This window comes from Nonomuraea fastidiosa (assembly GCF_042751225.1).
Classification (GTDB): Bacteria; Actinomycetota; Actinomycetes; order Streptosporangiales; family Streptosporangiaceae; genus Nonomuraea; species Nonomuraea fastidiosa.
In genome coordinates this window covers 5,520,821-5,539,025 of record NZ_CP170570.1, presented here as the reverse complement: position 1 = coordinate 5,539,025, position 18,205 = coordinate 5,520,821, and the positions used below count along the sequence as shown (strand labels likewise).

General features: G+C 71.5%; 15 protein-coding genes. 13 read left to right on the top strand and 2 right to left on the bottom strand.

Annotated features, from left to right (window positions below):
- The first annotated feature begins 155 nt into the window (after window positions 1-155).
- Genes ACFMQL_RS25620 through ACFMQL_RS25595 form a run of 6 tightly spaced genes read left to right on the top strand, consistent with a single transcriptional unit; the run spans window position 156 to window position 5,620 of the window.
- Window positions 156-872 (top strand): FadR/GntR family transcriptional regulator, encoded by a 717-nt coding sequence (locus tag ACFMQL_RS25620; RefSeq protein WP_364056131.1) that lies wholly within the window; start codon window positions 156-158, stop codon window positions 870-872.
- Window positions 873-885: 13 nt separating this feature from the next.
- A complete protein-coding gene (locus tag ACFMQL_RS25615) occupies window positions 886-1,650 on the top strand; it encodes an enoyl-CoA hydratase/isomerase family protein (RefSeq protein WP_364056134.1) in 765 nt (254 codons plus the stop codon).
- A gap of 1 nt (window position 1,651) precedes the next feature.
- Window positions 1,652-2,842, top strand: a complete 1,191-nt coding sequence (locus ACFMQL_RS25610; RefSeq protein ID WP_364056137.1) for a CoA transferase — start codon at window positions 1,652-1,654, stop codon at window positions 2,840-2,842.
- Window positions 2,830-3,864, top strand: coding sequence for a hypothetical protein (locus ACFMQL_RS25605; RefSeq protein ID WP_378787379.1), 1,035 nt, complete (start codon window positions 2,830-2,832; stop codon window positions 3,862-3,864). The genes ACFMQL_RS25610 and ACFMQL_RS25605 overlap by 13 nt, the downstream gene beginning before the upstream one ends.
- The gene (locus ACFMQL_RS25600; protein WP_378787378.1) at window positions 3,861-4,565 is read left to right on the top strand and encodes an SDR family NAD(P)-dependent oxidoreductase; all 705 of its coding nucleotides are present in this window, start codon (window positions 3,861-3,863) and stop codon (window positions 4,563-4,565) included. Before ACFMQL_RS25605 ends, ACFMQL_RS25600 begins: the two co-directional genes overlap by 4 nt.
- Window positions 4,562-5,620, top strand: coding sequence for an aldose 1-epimerase family protein (locus ACFMQL_RS25595; RefSeq protein WP_378787377.1), 1,059 nt, complete (start codon window positions 4,562-4,564; stop codon window positions 5,618-5,620). Before ACFMQL_RS25600 ends, ACFMQL_RS25595 begins: the two co-directional genes overlap by 4 nt.
- On the opposite strand, the gene ACFMQL_RS25590 is transcribed toward ACFMQL_RS25595, so the two are convergent.
- Window positions 5,617-6,453, bottom strand: coding sequence for an amidohydrolase family protein (locus ACFMQL_RS25590; protein ID WP_364056149.1), 837 nt, complete (start codon window positions 6,451-6,453; stop codon window positions 5,617-5,619). The genes ACFMQL_RS25595 and ACFMQL_RS25590 overlap by 4 nt on opposite strands.
- A gap of 202 nt (window positions 6,454-6,655) precedes the next feature.
- On the opposite strand from ACFMQL_RS25590, the gene ACFMQL_RS25585 reads away from it, so the two are divergent.
- On the top strand, window positions 6,656-9,070 hold the full coding sequence (locus tag ACFMQL_RS25585) for a glycoside hydrolase N-terminal domain-containing protein (protein ID WP_378787375.1): 2,415 nt from the start codon (window positions 6,656-6,658) through the stop codon (window positions 9,068-9,070).
- On the opposite strand, the gene ACFMQL_RS25580 is transcribed toward ACFMQL_RS25585, so the two are convergent.
- On the bottom strand, window positions 9,046-10,374 hold the full coding sequence (locus tag ACFMQL_RS25580; protein WP_378787373.1) for an FCD domain-containing protein: 1,329 nt from the start codon (window positions 10,372-10,374) through the stop codon (window positions 9,046-9,048). The two genes, ACFMQL_RS25585 and ACFMQL_RS25580, sit on opposite strands and share 25 nt — an antisense overlap.
- Window positions 10,375-10,535: 161 nt before the next feature.
- Between ACFMQL_RS25580 and ACFMQL_RS25575 the strand changes: the two genes are divergently transcribed.
- From ACFMQL_RS25575 to ACFMQL_RS25550, 6 genes are all read left to right on the top strand, one after another.
- Entirely contained in the window at window positions 10,536-11,807 is a 1,272-nt protein-coding gene (locus ACFMQL_RS25575) for an extracellular solute-binding protein (protein ID WP_364056158.1), read from the top strand.
- 26 nt (window positions 11,808-11,833) lie between these two features.
- Complete coding sequence (locus tag ACFMQL_RS25570; protein ID WP_378787372.1) at window positions 11,834-12,739, top strand: carbohydrate ABC transporter permease; 906 nt, start codon at window positions 11,834-11,836, stop codon at window positions 12,737-12,739.
- Window positions 12,740-13,276: 537 nt separating this feature from the next.
- Window positions 13,277-13,540, top strand: a complete 264-nt coding sequence (locus ACFMQL_RS25565; RefSeq protein WP_378787370.1) for a hypothetical protein — start codon at window positions 13,277-13,279, stop codon at window positions 13,538-13,540.
- A gap of 2 nt (window positions 13,541-13,542) precedes the next feature.
- Window positions 13,543-15,456, top strand: a complete 1,914-nt coding sequence (locus tag ACFMQL_RS25560; RefSeq protein WP_364056167.1) for a hypothetical protein — start codon at window positions 13,543-13,545, stop codon at window positions 15,454-15,456.
- A gap of 8 nt (window positions 15,457-15,464) precedes the next feature.
- The gene (locus tag ACFMQL_RS25555; RefSeq protein ID WP_364056170.1) at window positions 15,465-16,232 is read left to right on the top strand and encodes a hypothetical protein; all 768 of its coding nucleotides are present in this window, start codon (window positions 15,465-15,467) and stop codon (window positions 16,230-16,232) included.
- On the top strand, window positions 16,229-18,049 hold the full coding sequence (locus tag ACFMQL_RS25550) for a right-handed parallel beta-helix repeat-containing protein (protein WP_378787369.1): 1,821 nt from the start codon (window positions 16,229-16,231) through the stop codon (window positions 18,047-18,049). Before ACFMQL_RS25555 ends, ACFMQL_RS25550 begins: the two co-directional genes overlap by 4 nt.
- Window positions 18,050-18,205: the final 156 nt, after the last annotated feature.

Sequence of the window (18,205 nt, the reverse complement as noted above, 5' to 3'; positions counted from 1 at the left end):
GAGGTGGGCGGGTCTCTCGGTGATCGTCGCCGGCGGCGTCCCTGGGAAAGCTACTACCGTGCCGCCGCCCTGTGAAGACTTCATCTGATGAAATCCGAACTTCATCCGATGAAGGGTCTAGGATTTCCGGCGCGCTCGGGATACCGTGCGGAGCCGTGGCTACAGATCCCCGCAGTGACGCGGCCCGTCACGTCCAGGTCGTACGCGCACTCGGCGCCCGCATCGTCAACGGCGAGCTCGCCCCCGGCACGTCCATCCCCATCGAGGAGGAGTTGGTCGGCGAGCTGGGCGTGGGCCGCTCGGCGGTCCGCGAGGGCGTGAAGGTGCTGGCCGGCAAGGGCCTGCTGGAGACCAGGAGGAGTGCGGGCACCATCGTGCGCCCGCGCGAGTCGTGGAGCCTGCTCGACGCCGACGTGCTGAGCTGGCGCTTCGAGCCCGAGCCGCGTCCCGAGGACATCAGGGTGCTGGCCGACCTGCGGGTCGCGCTTGAGCCCGGCGCCGCGAGGGTGGCGGCAGAGCGGGCCGACGCGGCGGCCGTGCGCCGCATCGACGAGGCCCTGGCCGCGCTGTACGCCACGGCCGACGACCCCGAGCCGTTCATCGAGGCCGACCTGGCCTTCCATCAGGCGGTCTTCGCCGCCGCCGACAACGACCTGCTGCTCTACCTCTACGACATGATCAGCATCGCCCTGCGGTCGGTGCGCCAGGTGCACACCCGCTCGGTGGCGCACAACAAGGAAACGCTGCCCAACCACGAGCGCGTGGCCCAGGCGATCAGACGCCGCCACCACCGCAAGGCCGAGGAGGCCATGCGCACGGTGGTCGAGGTGGCCCGCGCCGACGCCGAACAGCACATACGTCTCTGCTGCTAGAAATGAGCCTCCCTTGGACGTCCTCCTCGACGTCGACGGCCCGGTCGCCGTCGTCACACTCAACAGACCCGCCAAGCTCAACGCCGTCACCCCCGACATGGCCGCCGCGCTGCGCGCCTGCCTGGCCCGGGTGGACGCCGACCCGGAGATCAGGGCGGCCGTCCTGACCGGCGCGGGCGAGCGCGCGTTCTGCGTCGGCAGCGACATCCGCGAGCTGGACGCGTACGACACGCCGTGGGAGTTCCGCAACCGCGACGACTACGGCGACGCGGTCCGCGCGCTGCGCAAGCCGATCATCGCGGCGGTCAACGGCTACGCCTACGGCGGCGGCCTGGAGCTGGCGCTGGCCTGCGACATCCGGCTCGCGGCCGAGACCGCCACGTTCGCCGCGCCGGAGATCAAGCTGGGCTGGATCGGCGGCAGCGGCCAGTCGGCGCTGCTCGCGCACGCGGTCGGCCCGAGCAACGCGGCCACGATGCTGCTGACCGGCGACCCGATCGACGCGGTCCGCGCCCTGCAGTGGGGCCTGGTCACCGCGGTCCACCCGCCCGGGGAGCTGGCGGCGGCGGCCAAGGAGCTGGCCGCGACCATCGCCAAGCGGGCGCCGATCGCCGCGCAGACCGCCAAGTCGAACCTCAGGGCGGCCTACTCGATGCCGCTCGATCAGGCCATCAGGTACGAGCGCGACCTGCAGACCGTCTGCTTCGCCACGGCCGACGCCGCCGAGGGCAGGGCCGCGTTCGCCGCCCGCCGCGAGCCGGTCTTCGAGGGGCGCTGACATGGGCGTGCTCGACGGCTACCGGGTGGTGGACCTGTCCATCGCGATGGCGGGCCCGCTGGCCGCGATGCGCCTCGGCGACCTGGGCGCGGACGTCGTCAAGGTGGAGCCGGTGACCGGCGAGTGGCAGCGGCACGCACCCGCGGGCGGCGCCACCGGCAACCGGATCAACGCCTCGTTCCTGTCGCTCAACCGCAACAAGCGCAGCCTCGCGGTGAACCTGAAGTCGGACGCGGGCCGGGAGATCGTGCACCGGCTGGCCGCGACGGCGGATGTGTTCCTGCAGAACTACCGGCCGGGCGTGGCCGAGCGGCTGGGCATGGACTACGAGACGATCCGCGGGCTCAACCCGTCCATCGTGTACGTCTCCATGTCCGGCTACGGCGAGACCGGCCCCTACGCCTCGCGCCCCGGCCAGGACCTGCTGCTGCAGGCGATGAGCGGGGCCATGCTGAGCACGGGCAGGGAGGGCGACCCGCCGGTGCCCGCCGGCTCGTACGCGATCGACGCCATCACCGCCTACAGCGCCTTCGAAGGCGCGCTCGCCGCGCTGCTGCACCGTGAGCGGACCGGTGAGGGCCAGCGGGTGAGCGTGAACATGCTCGATGCGGCGGTCGCCGTGCAGATGCAGGAGCTGTCGATCTTCACGGTCGGCGGGGTGCCGCAGCGGCGCGGCCGCGAGCCGCACGGCCACACCTATATCAGGGCCCCGTACGGCGTCTTCACCACCAAGGACGGCTACATCGCGCTCGGCATGCCCCGGCTGGACGGCCTGGCGGCGGCGATGGACCTGCCCGCCCTGGCCGAGATGGACGGCGACGCCGACGGCCACACCAGGCGCGACGAGATCACCGCGATGGTGGCGGCCAGGCTGCCCGAGCGCACGACGGCCGAGTGGCTGGAGATCTTCGCCCGTCACGACCTGTGGGCGGGCCCGGTGTACGGCTACGCCGACCTGGTGGCCGATCCGCAGGTGCGGCACAACGGCTCGTTCGTCACCTACGAGCACCGCACGGAGGGCACGGTGACCACGCCCGGCTTCCCGTACGGGCTGAGCGCCTCGCCGCCGCGGGTGCGCAGGGGCGCGCCGCTGGTGGGCGAGCACACCAGGGAGCTGCTGGCGGAGCTGGGCTATCCGGAGGAGCGCACCGCCGAGCTGCTGGCGGAGGGCGTGCTGGCATGCGAGGACTGACCTGGGACCACCCCCGCGGGTACGCGCCGCTGGACGAGCTGACCCGGCTCGACAAGGCGGGCGAGCATCCGTACGGGCCGGTGCCCGAGCCGATCGAGTGGGACCGGCAGCCCCTGGAGGGGTTCGAGTCTGAGCCGATCGCGAAGCTGGCCGAGACCTACGACGTGCTGGTGATCGACCATCCGGGGCTGGGCGCGGCGGTGGACGCGCTGGTGCCGATGGAGGAGCTGTTCGCGCCGGACGAGCCGGCCGGGCTGCGGTTCGCGGGCCGCTCCTGGGAGAGCTACCGGCTGGACGGCCGCCAGTGGGCGCTGCCGCTCGACGCCGCCACGCAGGTCGCCGCCGCCCGCCCCGGCCTGCGGGCACCGGGAACCTGGCCGGAGGTCGCCGAGCGGGCGCGGGACTCGCGGATGGCGCTGTGCCTGGGCGGGCCGCACGCGTTCCTCATGTTCTGCGCGCTGACCTGCGGCGACTTCCTCGACGAGACGGCCGGTGAGCGGGCGCTCGAGCTGATGGCCGAGCTGCTCGCGCACGCCGATCGCGAAGTGTCGCTGCTCAACCCCATCGGCGTGCTGGACGCCATCGCGGCGGGCCGGGTGGACTGGTGCCCCCTGCTGTACGGCTACGTCACCTACCCGCTGGCCTTCTCCGACGCGCCCGCATGGCCGGGCCGCCCGCCGGGCAGCGTGCTCGGCGGGACCGGGCTCGCGGTGTCCAGACGCGCCATGGACAAGCGCGAAGCGGTGCGCGCCCACCTGCTGCGGCTGACGTCCGAGCCGGTGCAGACCCGGCTGTTCCCGGCCACCGGCGGTCAGCCCGCCGCCCGCTCGGTCTGGGAGGCCGGCGACGGCTTCTACCGCGACACCCGCACCACTCTGGAGGCCGCCTGGATCAGGCCGCGCTTCCCCGGCTACATCGCGCTGCAGCGGCGCTCGTCCGCGCTCGTCCGCGACGGGCTGCTGGCCGGCACGCCGCCCCGGCGCCTGCTGAACGACCTGCACGAGGAATGGAGGACGACATGACCACGGCGCTCGTCACGGGAGCCGCCGGGGCGCTCGGCCGCGCGATCGTCGGCCGGCTGACCGCCGACGGCCACCAGGTCGCCGCGCTCGACGTCGCGACCGACGGCCTGGAAGGCGCGCTCAACCTGAAGACCGACCTGCGCGACCCGGCCGCGATCGAGGCCGCGTTCGCCGAGACGGCCGAGCGGCTCGGCCCGGTCGGCATCCTCGTCAACAACGCCGCCGTCTACCCGGCACGGCCGTTCCTCGAGGTGCCGCAGGCCGAGTACGACGAGGTGGTGGCGGTCAACCAGCGCGGCTACTGGCTGTGCGCGCAGCACGCGGCCAGGCAGATGCTCGGGCTCGGCGGCGGCGCGATCGTCAACATCGCCTCGATCACCATGCACGGCGGCTGGTCCGACCTGGCCGCGTACGTCTCCACCAAGGGTGCCGCGGCGGCGCTCACCCGGGCGCTGGCCCGCGAGCTGGGCCCGCACGAGATCAGGGTCAACTGCGTCTCGCCGGGCGCGTTCGCCACGAAGGCCGAGGAGATCCACGAGGACCTGGAGTCCTACAACCGCATGGTGCTGGAGCGGCAGGCGCTGAAGAGGCGCGGCACGCCGGACGAGCTGGCCGCCGTGGTGTCGTTCCTGACCGGCCCCGACGCCTCCTTCGTCACGGGCCAGACCATCGAAGTCAACGGAGGGTGGGTGATGGCATGATGCCGAACCGCGGCCGGCTGGCCGAGCTGACGGGCGATCTGAGCGCGGCCGGCGGGGTCCGGCTGGTGACCCTGGGCGACGGCGTCGAGCGCGGCATCAGGACGCTGGAGTTCCGCACCGGCTCGGGGCTCGCGTTCGACGTGCTGGTCGACCGGTGCATGGACATCGGACACGCCGAGCACGCGGGGCGCGCGTTCGGCTGGCGCTCCCCCACCGGCTTTCGCCACCCGGGCCTGCACGAGAACAACGACGAGGACGGGCTGTCGTGGCTGCGCTCGTTCTCCGGGCTGATCGTGACGGCCGGGCTGGACCACACGCTGTTCGGCGGCGACGTGCCGGCCGGCACCTACCGGTATCCGCCGCGCACGTCCGTACGGCACGGGCTGCACGGCAGGGCGGGCAACCTGCCCGCCCGGCTGACCGGCTACGGCGAGCGGTGGGACGGCGAGCGCTGCGTGCTGTGGGCGGAGGGCGAGATGCGGCAGGCGGCGGTCTTCGCCGAGAACCTGCGCCTGGTCCGCCGTATCGAGGCCGACCTGGGCGGCGACGAGATCCGGCTCGTCGACACGGTGACGAACGCCGGGTTCGAGCCGACGCCGCACATGTACCTGTACCACATCAACCTGGGCTGGCCGCTGCTCGACGAGGGCGCGCGGCTGGAGGCCGACATCCGCGAGACGGTGTGGCAGAGCGACAGCGTCGCCGAGCAGAAGGCCGATCACCTCGTGTTCCCCGGCCCGGCGCCGGGGTTCGTGGAGCAGGTGTACGAGCACGTGCTGGCCCCGGTGTCCGACGGGCTGCATCGGGTGGCCGTGGTCAACGACCGGCTCGGCATGCGGGTGACCGTCGAGTGGCGGGCGGCGGAGTTCCCGTACTTCTTCGAGTGGCTGAACCTGCGCTCGGGCAACTACGCGGTCGGGCTGGAGCCGTCCACCCACCACGTGTCGGGCGACGCGGCGGCCAGGGCGGACGGCAGCATGATCTGGCTGGGCCCGCAGGAGTCGCGCAGCTACCACACGACGTTCCGGGTGGAGGCCGTGCCCCAGAGTCCCTAGAGCTCCCCGAGCTTGTAGGCGCGGCGGGCGGTGCCGCCGAAGACGGCGGCGCGCTCGCTCTCCGACAGGCCGGCGCACAGCTCGTCGGCCGCCGCCACGACCTGGTCATAGCGGGCGGCGAGCAGGCAGACCGGCCAGTCGGAGCCGAACATCACCCGCTCGGGCCCGAACTCCTCCAGCACGACCTCGGCGTACGGCCGCAGGTCGGCGACCTGCCAGGCCGCCCAGTCGGCCTCGGTGACCATGCCGGACAGCTTGCAGAAGACGTTCGGGTGCGCGGCCAGCTCCTTGATCCGGCCGCGCCACGGCTCCAGCTCGCCGCTCGCGATCGGCGGCTTGGACAGGTGGTCGAGCACGAACGTCAGCTCGGGCAGCGCGGCCACCGTCCTGATCGCGGACGGAAGCTGGTGCGGCAGCGTGAGCAGGTCGTAGGCGAGCCCGGCCGCGGCCACGTCGGCCAGGCCGCGCCGCACGTCGGGGCGGTCGAGCCAGTCGGGGTCGGGCTCCGACTGCACGCCGTGGCGCACGCCCACGAGCCCGGGCGGCAGCTCGGCCAGCGTGTCCGCGACGCCGGGCGCGGTGAGGTCCACCCACCCGACCACGCCCGCGACCAGCTCGGACGCGGCGGCGATGGCGAGGAACTCGCGCGTCTCGTCCAGGTCGGCGAGTACCTGCACGAGCACCGTGCGCTCGACGCCGGCCGCCGCGGCCTCGCCCGCGAGGTCGTCCAGCGTGTACGTGCGCCGCACCGGCGCCATCGGCTCGGGGTCGAGCCAGGCGTGCGGGCGGGCCGCCAGATCCCAGACGTGATGGTGAGCATCGATACGACGCACGACTTACCTCCGATGTTTCAGCGAAATTACGTGAGGTCTGGACAGATATCGGCAGTGTGACGTAAAGATACATCCCATGTATAGGGCGTTTCGGCCCTTGGTTCGTGCTCACGGCAGTGCGCACCCGGCATCGGCCCGGGGCAGCCCGCTCGTCGCCCCCGGGCGAGCGCCATCCCCCACCCCCCTTCGAACAGGAGCAACCGTGACCAACGACGGCTACACGCGCCGAGGCGTGCTCGCGACCGGTCTGACCGCCGCGGCCGGAACCCTGCTCGTGAACGGCGTCTCGGCCGGCCCCGCGCGGGCCGAGGCCCGCGACGACGCCCTGACCCTCTGGTACACCCGCCCGGCCGCCGAGTGGCTGGAGGCGCTGCCCGTCGGCTGCGGCCGGCTGGGCGCGATGGTCTTCGGCGGCGTGACCTCCGAACGCCTCCAGCTCAACGAGGACAGCATCTGGGCCGGCGGCCCGCACACCTACGACAGCCCCGAGGCGCTGGAGGCGCTCCCCCAGATCCGGCAGTGGGTGTGGGAGGACAAGTGGAAGCTCGCCCAGAACCTCGCCGACGAGAAGTTCCTCGGCCGGCCCAGCGAGCAGGCGCCGTACCAGGTGCTCGGCGACCTGACGCTGACCTTCCCCGGCTCGGATGAGTTCACCGGCTACCGCCGCGAGCTGGACCTGAACACGGCCGTCACCTCGGTGAGCTTCGTCCGCGACGGCGTGCGGCACACCCGCGAGGTCTTCGCCAGCAACCCCGACCAGGTCATCGTGGTCCGGCTCACCGCCGACAAGCCGGGCTCGGTGACGTTCCAGGCCGCCTTCTCCAGCCCGCAGCAGACCACCGCGTCGGCGGCCGGGCGCGACACGATCGCGCTCGACGGCGTCAGCGGCGAGACCCAGGGCATGCCGGGCGAGGTGCGCTTCCGCGCCCTGGTCAAGGCGCAGGCCAAGGGCGGCGCCGTGCGCACCGACGGCGGCACGCTGTCGGTCGAGGCCGCCGACGAGGTCACGCTGCTCATCTCCATGGGCTCCAGCTACCGCAACTATCGCGACGTCAGCGGCGACCCCGATGAGGTGGCGGGGAAGTACCTGAAGCGGGCGAGCGGGCAGCCGTACGAGGTGCTGCGCCGCAAGCACGTCACCGACTACCGCAAGCTGTTCGGCCGGGTGGAGATCGACCTCGGCACCTCCGAGGCGGCCGCGCTGCCCACCGACGAGCGCATCGCCCGCCAGCAGCTCGACACCGACCCGGCGCTCGCCGCGCTCTACTTCCAGTACGGCCGCTACCTGCTCATCTCCTGCTCCCGCGCACCCGGCCACGCGGCGAACCTCCAGGGCATCTGGAACGACTCGATGACCCCCGCGTGGGAGTCGAAGTACACGATCAACATCAACCTGGAGATGAACTACTGGCCGGCCGCGCCAGGCAACCTCATCGAGTGCATGGACCCGCTCTTCGACCTCATCAAGGACCTGTCGGAGACCGGTGCGAAGACCGCGAAGACCCAGTACGGCGCGAAGGGCTGGGTGGCGCACCACAACACCGACGGCTGGCGCGGCACCGCGCCGGTGGACTTCGCCTTCTACGGCGTCTGGCCGACCGGCGGCGCCTGGCTCTGCCTCATCCTGTGGGAGCACTACCTCTACACCGGCGACGAACGGCGGCTGCGCGAGCACTTCCCGCTGATCAAGGGCTCGGTGGAGTTCTTCCTCGACACGCTGCAGACCGACCCCAGGACCGGCTACCTGGTGACGAACCCGTCGCACTCGCCCGAGGTCGGCCACCACGAGGACGACGACGAGAACGTCAGCATCTGCGCCGGCCCGACCATGGACATGCAGATCCTGCGCGACCTGTTCGGCGCGTTCGCCGAGGCGTCGAAGGTGCTGGGGCAGGACGAGGAGCTGGCGGCCAAGGCCACCGAGGCGCGCGGGCGGCTGGTGCCCAACCAGATCGGGCACCTCGGGCAGATCCAGGAGTGGCAGGAGGACTACCGGGGCGACGCGGCGCTGTCGCGCAGCCGGCACACCTCCCACCTGTGGGGGCTGTTCCCCGGGCACCAGATCGACCCGCGGCTCTCGCCCGAGCTGGCCGCCGCCGCGCGCCGCTCGCTGGAGCTGCGCGGCGAGGCCGGTGCCGGGTGGTCGCTGGCCTGGAAGATCAACTTCTGGGCGCGGCTGCTCGACGCCGCCGAGGCGTACAAGCGGCTGTCGAACCTGCTGGTCCCGGCGCGCACCGCGCCCAACATGTTCGACCTGCACCCGCCGTTCCAAATCGACGGCAACTTCGGCGGCACCTCGGGCATCGTCGAGATGCTGCTGCAGAGCCACGCCGATCAGGTGCACCTGCTGCCCGCCCTGCCCGCGGCCTGGCCCGCCGGGTCGGTCCGCGGGCTGCGGGCCAGGGGCGGGTTCGAGGTGGACGTGGAGTGGGCGGGCGGCGCGCTGCGGCGCGGCCGGATCCGCTCCGACCTCGGACGCCCGCTGACGCTGCGGACGGCGGGCCCGGTGACGGTCACCGAGCGCGGCCGTCCCGTCGAGGTCGAACGGCCGGAGGCCGGCGTGGTGGTGCTGGAGACCCGGCGCGGCGCCACCTACGAGATCGCGCCGTCGGCCTGAGCCGTCACACCGTCCGCCGCCCGGACCGTCACGCCGTCCGGATGAACCGGCACGGCGTCTCCGGCGTCCGTCAGGGCGCCTCCGGCGTCCGTCAGGGCGTCTCCGGCGTCCGTCAGGGCGCCTTCGGTGTCCGTCAGGGCGCCTTCGGTGTCCGTCAGGGCGCCTCTGGCGTCCGCCGTGGCGCATTCCGCGCCCTCCGGGGCTCCGGCCGCCGCCGCGCCTCCCGTGCTCGCCGCGTTCTTCGGGCGGGTACGGGAGGCCTCGCCGCGGGCGTGCGCGGCGAAGAGCCGGGCCGCCTCGTCGGGGTCGCCCGCGGCCAGCGCCGCCACCAGGTCGTCGTGGTGGCCGGCCATCGCGCTCCAGTCGCCGTCGTAGAGGGGGTTGCCCACGACGTGCAGGCTCCACAGGTTCGACTCGATCGTCCGCCACAACCGCAGCAGGAAGGAGTTTCCGCAGGCCGCGCAGACCCGGCGGTGGAAGGCGAGGTCGGCGTCGCGGAAGGCGCCGATGTCGCCGTCCTTCGCCGCCTTGCGCATGGCCAGGACATCGGCCGAGAGCTGGCGCAACGTCTCAGGCTGGATGCGGACGGCCGCCCGGCGTGCGGCATACTCCTCCAGCAATACCCTGATGTCGCGAACCTCCCGGGCCTGCTCGTCCGAGATCTCGGCGACATAGCTGCCCCGGTTCGGATAGGAGATGACCAGGCCCTCGTGCGCCAATCGTTTGATCGCCTCGCGTGCCGGCGCCTGACTGGTGCCGACCCGGCGGGCGATCTCGGCCTCCACCAGGCGCTGCCCGGCCTTCAGCTCGCCGGAGACGATCCAGCCGCGCAGCAGCGCGTAGACGCGGTCGGAGAGCAGCTCCCTGGGCAGCACGCGGGCGGCGGGCGGCGCGATCTGGTGCTCCTGCCAGATGCGCGCGACCGTGGACTGCGACAGCCCGAGCTGGGCGGCCATCGTCCTGGTGGACGGCACGGCGGCGCCGCCGGCCGCGGCGGCGATCACCCGCTCGGCCTCGATGCGCTCGGGACTGCGGGGGCGGCCCGGCCTGGGCGCGTCGGCGAGCCCGTCGAGCCCGCGCTCGACGAAGCGGGCCCGCCACTTGGCCACCGTGGCGGGGCTGACGCCGAGCCGGGCCGCGACCTCCTTGCGCGGCAGCCCCTCGGCACAGGCCAGGATGATGCGGCTGCGCAGCGCCATACCTCTGCCCGGCCCCTTCGCCGGCTCGCGCGCGGCCCACTCGCGCAGCGTGGCGAGCTCCTCGTCGCCCACGACCAGCCGCTTGTCGTCATCGGGTGCGTTCACGGGCTTACTTTAACGTACTTATGACTCAGTAAGCCGCTGGAAACGTATTTGTAGCACCACATATCCCCTTGACGACCCCATGTGACCAACGTATTAAATAATCGCTAATCGAGTACCGACCCATTAAAAGGCGTCGCAAATCTCGCCCCCTTGGAGGTGCGATGCGTTCCCCCCGACCGTCCCTCGCCCTATCGGCCCTCGGCTGCCTGCTCGTCCTGACCGGCTGCGGCGGGGGCGGCTTCGCCGGCGACTCCCAGGCACGCCAATCCGAGGGCGGCAAGGTCACCGTCCGCATGCTGGTCAACATCAGCCCGAACCTCACCCAGACGTACTGGGAGGGCCTGGTCAAGCCGTTCGAGCAGGCCAACCCCGGCATCGACGTCAAGATCGAGGCGCCCACCGGCAAGGGCGTGGCCGACACGCTCCCGCAGCAGCTCGCCGCCGGCAACGCGCCCGACGTGGTCGAGACGCTGATGGCCGACGAGACACTGGCCGAGCAGCTGCTCGACCTGACCGACCAGCCGTGGGCGAAGGACACGCCGCTGGCCGAGCAGGCGAAGCTGGGCGGGAAGATCTACACGGTCGGCGTGGGGGTGCAGGCCCAGTCGCTGGTCTTCTACAACAAGACCGCCTTCGACAAGGCCGGGATCAAGGAGCCGCCGAAGACGTTCGACGACTTCGACGCCGCCATGGCCAGGCTCAAGGACGCGGGCTACCTGCCGCTGCAGACCGGCGGCGACTTCCTCACCGGGCTGCAGGTGCTCCAGCTGTCCAATCCGAGCAGGGCGCAGCTCTACCCGAACTGGCAGCAGGACGTGAAGGCGGGCAAGCTCAAGGCGGGCGAGTCGCTGCTGCCCTACCTGGAGCGCTACCGCACCTGGATCGACAAGGGCTACGTCGACAAGAACGCGCTCGGCATGAAGTACGCCGACGCCGAGACCGCCTTCCTGTCCGGCAAGTCCGGCATGTACATCACGGGAAGCTGGTTCACCGCCTCCGAGGCCAAGGCGAAGAAGGACTTCGAGGTCGGCGTCTTCCCCGCCCCCGTCAACAAGGGCCAGACCTACCCCGGGCCGCAGGGCGAGACGCTGGCGGCCCCGTACATGATCCTCAAGTCCACCCCCCACAAGGACGCGGCGCTCAAGCTCGTCCAGTGGCTGGTCACCGACCCCGAGGCGGTCAAGAGCCAGCTCGCCCAGGACGGCAACTTCCGCTCCGGCGTCGAGCGCGACTTCACCCCGCTGGAGAAGGAGGTGCAGAAGATCCTCGACGAGGCGCCGCAGGGCGTCCCGCAGGGTGAGGGCTACGGCGACGCCACCCTGCCCAAGGGCTTCAACGCCGCGTGGAACACCGAGGTCCAGGGCCTGTACGTGGGCAAGTCGCCCAAGGAGGTCGCCGAGGGCGTCGACCGCTGGCTGGCCGGCAAATCATGACGCTCACCCGGGAGGCACCCCCCGCGGTGCGACGCCCCCTCGTACGCGAGCGCGTGAGGCGCCGCCACGAGGGCCTGGCCACCACGCTGATGGTGGCCCCGGCCACCGTCCTGTACGTCGTGATGCTGATCGTCCCGGTCTGCCTGGCCTTCTGGCTGAGCCTGACCGACTGGGACGGCTTCAGCGCCGACCCCGCCTTCGTCGGCGCCGCCAACTACCTCGACCTGCTCGACGATCCCGAGCTGCGCCGCGCCGCGCTGGTGACCCTGCTCATCGCCGCGGCCGGCACCGCCGGGCTCAACCTCTGCGGGCTCGGCTTCGCCCTCCTGGTGAACGGCTCCTCCCGGCTCAACACGTTCTTTCGGATCGTGCTGTTCTACCCGCACGTGCTGAGCGCCCTCGTGGTCGGCTTCCTCTGGTCGGCCATCCTGGGCACCACCGGCGCGGTCAACAACCTCGTCACCACGTGGGGCGGTGAGGTGCTGCCGTTCCTGTCCGACCCGGCCTGGGCCACCGTCACCATGATCGCGGTGCTGGTGTGGGCGGGCTTCGGCGTCAACGTCGTGCTCTACCTGGCCGGGCTGCAGGCGGTGCCGCACTCGCTGATCGAGGCGGCCCGCATCGACGGGGCCACCCGGTGGCAGGTGTTCAGGAACGTCACGCTGCCCGCGCTCGGGCCGTCGGTGACGGTGAACATCGTGCTGTCGCTGGTGACGCTGCTGAAGACGTACGACCTGGTCGTCTCGCTGACGGCGGGCGGCCCGGCCGGTCAGACGCAGACCGTCGCCTACCTCATCCTCTGGAACTCCTTCCACGACGCCAGGCTCGGCTTCGGCTCGGCGCAGTCGGTGATCCTCATGCTGGTCACAGGCGCGCTGGCGTTCGTGGTGACGAAGCTGCGCAGGCGCGGAGAGCTGGCGGTGCACCAGTGAGAAAGACGTTCCTGTGGGCGGCCACCGCCTTCATGCTCATCCCCCTGTACGTGCTGACCGTCAACGCGTTCAAGGGCCAGCAGGACATCCTGTCCAGCCCGTTCGGCCTGAGCGGGCTGACCCTCGAACCGCTCGGCAGGGCGCTCACCAACCCGAACTTCAACGTGGCCAAGGGCTATGCGATCACGCTGCTGTTCGTGGTGGCGGTCAACGTGCTGTCGGTGGGGCTGGCCGCGCCCGCCGCGTACGTGATCGCGCGCAGCCCCAAGCGCCGCTTCCGCGTCCTCATGCTGTTCTTCCTCGCCGGCACCTTCATCCCCGGCCAGGTGCTGGTCATCCCCGTCGTGTACGTGCTCAAGACCCTCGGCCTGATGGGCACCATCCGCGGGTTCGTGCTGTTCGAGACCACGCTCACGCTGCCGTTCTCGATCTTCCTGTACGCCGGCTACATCGCCACCATCCCCGCCGTGCTCGACCAGGCGGCGGCGGTGGACGGAGCCTGGCCTGCGGACGTTCTGGCGCATCGTCTTCCCGCTCATGCGGCCGGCGGTCGCCACGATGGTCATTCTCAACACCTTCTCGGTGTGGAACGACTTCGTGAACCCGCAGATCATCCTCGGCCCGGGCAGCGGCCTCTACACCGTCACCACCGGCGTCTACGCGGCGGTCAGCCAGTACTCCACCGACTACTCCGTGGTCTTCCCGACGCTGCTGCTGGCCATCGCTCCCCTGCTCGTCTTCTTCGTCTTCATGCAACGGCACATCATCAGCGGCCTCACGGCAGGAGCTACGAAAGGGTGACCATGCGCGAGATCAGAGCGACCGTACCGCTCGGCGCGCCCCCGGCCTGGGCGGTGCTGGAACGCCGGCTGTTCGACGCCCTCGACGAGGCCTGGCGGGCCTTCGCCGCCCGCTACTGCGCCCCGGACGGGCGGCTGATCTACCACGGCCCGGCCGCGGACCGCGACGGAGCCGACGACTTCTACGAGGCGTTCTTCAACTGGCCGACCCTCTACCAGCTCGGCGGCGCCGACGACCTGCTGGAGGCCGCCAAGCACCACTGGGAGGGCGTCACCGCCCAGCTCACCGAGCTGGGCTACCTGGTGGACGAGTACGAGCGCGGCTACGACTGGTTCCACCAGGGCGAGTCGATGCTGCTGTTCTACGGCATCTGCGCCGCCGACCCGCGCGACGAGCGGTTCGCCGCGCGCGCCCGCCGCTTCGCCGAGCTGTACCTGCCGGGCTCGGCCAACTACGACTCCGAGCACGACATCATCCGCGCCCCGCACAACGGCGCCGTCGGCCCCCGCTACGGCCTGCAGTGGGAGTGGGCGTCGTACCACACCGACCTGGTCAGCATGCGGCCGTTCGGCCTGCCGCTGCGCGACCTGCCCGGCATCACCCGCTGGGAGGACCTCGCCGACCCGTGCAACGCCGCCCGCATGGGCGCCGCCATGCGCGAGCGCATCGGACGGGGCGACGTGGCCGTCAACCTGGCCGCGACCAGCCTCGCGGTCAACGCCTGGCTGTACGACGGCGAGGACCGCTACCGCGACTGGGCGCTGCGCTACATCGGCGCCTGGCAGCGCAGGGCCGAGGCCAACAACGGCGTCATCCCCGACAACGTCGGCCCGTCCGGCATCGTCGGCGAGCTGCACGGCGGCCGCTGGTACGGCGGCAACTACGGCTGGCAGTGGCCGCACGGCCTCTACAGCGTGGGCGCCGCCGCCGCGATCGCCGCCGTCAACGCCCACCTGCTGACCGGCGACGACGCCGCGCTCGCCATCGGCCGCGACCCGCTCGAGGCCGTGTACGAGCACGCCAGGCAGGCCGCCGTCACCGAGACGGAGATGAGCATCAGCGACCGCTGGCTCGCCGAGCTGGGCGACGAGGCGGGCAAGCCCACCATGCTGGTGCCCAACCGGCACGACGACTCCGGCTGGTTCGACTTCCAGCCGCCGCAGCTCGGCTTCCCCGTCTGGCTCTGGCACCGGTCGCTCGGCCGGCCCGACGCCGACCGGCTGGAGCGGCTGCGCCGCGCGTCCGGCTACGACTGGACGGTCGTGCGGCCGTTCCGCAACAAGGAGGAGGCCGGGCACGAGGCGCCCTGGCTCGAGTACCTGCGCGGCGCCAACCCCGCCTACCCCGAGCGGATGCTCACCACCGCGCTCGGGCAGGTGCAGCGGCGCATGGCGCTGATCGAGGCCGACGACGCCGACCTCGCCACCATCCACGTGCACCACTGGCAGCGGCTCAACCCGGTGCTCACCGAGGCGCTGCTGCAGCTCGTCACCGGCACCCCGCAGGTGCTCTACAACGGCGGCCTGCTGCCCACCCGCCTGGCCTACTTCGACGCCGACAAGCACCGCCCCGGCCTGCCGCCCGACGTGGCCGCCCTGGTCGGCGCGGTCCGCGCCGACGGCACCGAGCTCGAGCTGGTCAACCTCAGCCTGAGCAGGACCAGGCGGGTCGTGGTGCAGGCGGGCCAGTTCGCCGAGCACGACTTCGACCACGCCACCGTCACCGCCGCCCCGGCATCCGGCGACGGATACCCGGGCGATCCCCGCGACTACACCGCACCTCCCATCCACGAAAGCGAGCAGGAGGTGGCTGTGCACGGCCCGCGGCTGCTCGTGGAGCTGCCGCCCGGCCGCCGCATCCGGCTCGACCTGCACACGACCGCGCGCGTTCGCACGCCGTCCCACCAGCACTACTGAGGAGTCACATGGACGAGGCCATCTGGGATCTCCCCGTTCGCGGGTCGCTGCCCGCCGACCCCGATCCCGCGCTCGTGGCGGGGCTGTCCCGGATCAGCTCGGCCACCGCCTGCGCCAAGCTGCACGCCCAGGGAATCCGGCGGACCTTCATCGAGGGGCCGCGCCCCATCGCCGCCGGGCAGAAGATCGCCGGACGGGTCCGCACGCTGCAGTTCATGCCGCAGCGCGAGGACATCGCCTCCGGACTCGGGCAGGAGTACGTCGAGCGGCACACGGCCCTGTGGCACGTGCTCGAGGACATCCGGCCCGGCGACGTGCTCGTGGTGCAGGCGTACGGCAGCGCCTACACCGGCTGCTTCGGCGACATGCTGGTCCGCTACTTCAAGCGCAGGGGCGGCGCGGGCATCGTCGTGGACGGCCGGATCAGGGACCTGCCGCGCGTGAGCGGCATCGGCCTGCCGATCTGGTGCACCGGCGCCACCCCGCACTACGCCTCGCAGGCCGAGCTGTTCCCCTGGGCGTACGACGTGCCGGTGGCCGTGGGCGGAGCGCTCGCGCTGCCCGGCGACCTGTGCGTGGCCGACGACGACGGCGCGGTCATCGTGCCGCTGCGCCGGGCCGCGAAGGTGCTGGAGGCGGCGGCCGACCACGAGCAGTGGGAGCGCTACAGCAGGGCCCGCATCGAGGAGGGCGGCGCGCTGTCCGACTACTACCCCCTCACCCCCGAGACCCGCGCCGAGTACGAACGGTGGCGGGAGGTTAAGGAGAGCCAGTGATCCTCAGGTCCATCGGCGCCGTCGCGTTACTCCTGGGCGGCCTGACCGCCCCCGCGACCACGTCCGCCACCGCCGGCGCCAAGACGTGCGACTACTACGTGGCCACCGACGGCAGCGACCGCGGCGACGGCAGCGCCAGGAACCCGTGGAAGTCCATCGAGCAGGCCCGCGACCAGCTCAGGAAGCCGAACTACCGCAAGAACTGCGACATCGTGGTCAACATCAAGGCCGGCGACTACGTGGTGGACAAGACGATCGAGTTCACCGACGCCGACTCCGGCCCGGACGGCCACACCATCACCTATCGCAGCGCCGACGGCCCAGGCAAGGCCCGCCTGGTCGGCGCCCGGCCGCTCACCGGCTGGGAGAAGTACAAGGACGACATCTACAAGACAAAGGTCGACCGCACCTTCTACACGCTCTTCGAGGACGGCGTACGCGCCACCACCGCCCGCTACCCCAACAGGACCGCCGACGACCTGTGGTCGCCGTACCTGTTCTCGGTGACCCCAGAGGCCGAATACCAGGCCGTGCACAACTGGCTGTTCTTCGACCCCGAGGACATCCCGCAGAAGTGGGACCCCGACTTCGACAAGAACGCCCAGATGGTCGTCTGGTCGGGCGGGTCGTGGAGCTGGTTCACCGACCACGTGCCGCTCGGCGGCGCCGACTTCCGCAAGCACTTCTTCACGCTCAACCACGACGCCCGCTTCGCCCTGGTGAACAGCCGCAGCGGCTCGCGCTACTTCCTGCAGAACACGCTGCGCTTCCTCGACCAGCCCGGTGAGTACTACTTCGACTTCGAAAACAGCGAGGTCTACTACTGGCCGAAGACCTCCATCGACAAGGTCATGGCCCCCACGGTCAAGACGATCATCTCGCTGCACGGGTCGTCGCCTGACAAGCGGGTCGAGCGCCTCGCCTTCGACGGGCTCGCGCTGCAGTACTCCGATTTCGTCGAGTGGTACCGCTACGGCTGGAACTCCTCCGGCGACTCCGGGTACGAGCACAAGTACCCCATCTACGACCGGCAGATCGAGATGCCGCGCAACCGGTTCGGCATGATCACCCTGGAGAACACCCGCGACATCGACCTGACCAGGCTGCACATCTCCGACACCGGCTTCACCGGCATCTTCATGCTGTTCGCCAACGAGCGCGTCAAGGTGGCCGACAGCCTGCTCGCCAACCTCGGCGGCGACGGCATCAAGGTCGAGGGCGGCTACCCCGGCGAGGGCGACATCTCCGGCCACCACACGATCTCCAACGTCTACATCGACCACGTCGGCGAGATCGTGCCCGGCGACGCCTCCGGCATCGAGCTGATGAGCACCGGCAACAACCAGGTCAGCAACGTCGTGGTCAAGCACAGCGCCCGCTACGGCATCAGCCTGGAGGTCCGCCCCGAGATCGCCAACGCCGACAACTACGCGAGGAACAACCGCTTCTCCTACATCCGCCTGGAGGAGACCGGCCTCGACAGCGGCGACATGGGCGCGTTCTACACCTACGGCGTGCACAACACCGAGCCCCACGCCATCGACAACTACGTGGACCAGATGGTCATCGGCGACGTGCTCAACGACCCCGCGGGCCAGATGCCCGACTCGGGGACGCGCGGCGTGCACATGGACGCCGGCGGCTGCGGGTTCGCCATCTCCAATGTGGAGGTGGGCGAGGTCAGCGACGACAAGTACCAGGCGTACCAGTGCAACGAGGTGACCAACGCCAACTGGCAGGACGGGTTCGACCGCTCGAAGATGGAGTACGACAAGATCGGCGTGACCAGCGCGTTCCCGTACCCCGTCCCCGCCTGACCGATCAGGGATCCCGGCCGGTCCCCGCGTGGGGCCGGCCCCGCAGACCGGGGCGCCGGTCCCGCCGGCCCGGCGCCCCTTCCAGTCCCGCGCCTGTCCGCAGGACCCGCCCTGGACGGGCGGCTCGCCGTCCCCCTCCGCACCACCCCCGCAGGA

What these genes read in the sequence shown, in the direction of transcription:
- ACFMQL_RS25610 (WP_364056137.1), top strand. Translation starts at nt 1,652, where the DNA reads ATGGGCGTGCTCGACGGCTACCGGGTGGTGGACCTGTCCATCGCGATG.
- ACFMQL_RS25605 (WP_378787379.1), top strand. Translation starts at nt 2,830, where the DNA reads ATGCGAGGACTGACCTGGGACCACCCCCGCGGGTACGCGCCGCTGGAC.
- ACFMQL_RS25600 (WP_378787378.1), top strand. Translation starts at nt 3,861, where the DNA reads ATGACCACGGCGCTCGTCACGGGAGCCGCCGGGGCGCTCGGCCGCGCG.
- ACFMQL_RS25595 (WP_378787377.1), top strand. Translation starts at nt 4,562, where the DNA reads ATGATGCCGAACCGCGGCCGGCTGGCCGAGCTGACGGGCGATCTGAGC.
- ACFMQL_RS25575 (WP_364056158.1), top strand. Translation starts at nt 10,536, where the DNA reads ATGCGTTCCCCCCGACCGTCCCTCGCCCTATCGGCCCTCGGCTGCCTG.
- ACFMQL_RS25565 (WP_378787370.1), top strand. Translation starts at nt 13,277, where the DNA reads ATGCGGCCGGCGGTCGCCACGATGGTCATTCTCAACACCTTCTCGGTG.
- ACFMQL_RS25560 (WP_364056167.1), top strand. Translation starts at nt 13,543, where the DNA reads ATGCGCGAGATCAGAGCGACCGTACCGCTCGGCGCGCCCCCGGCCTGG.
- ACFMQL_RS25555 (WP_364056170.1), top strand. Translation starts at nt 15,465, where the DNA reads ATGGACGAGGCCATCTGGGATCTCCCCGTTCGCGGGTCGCTGCCCGCC.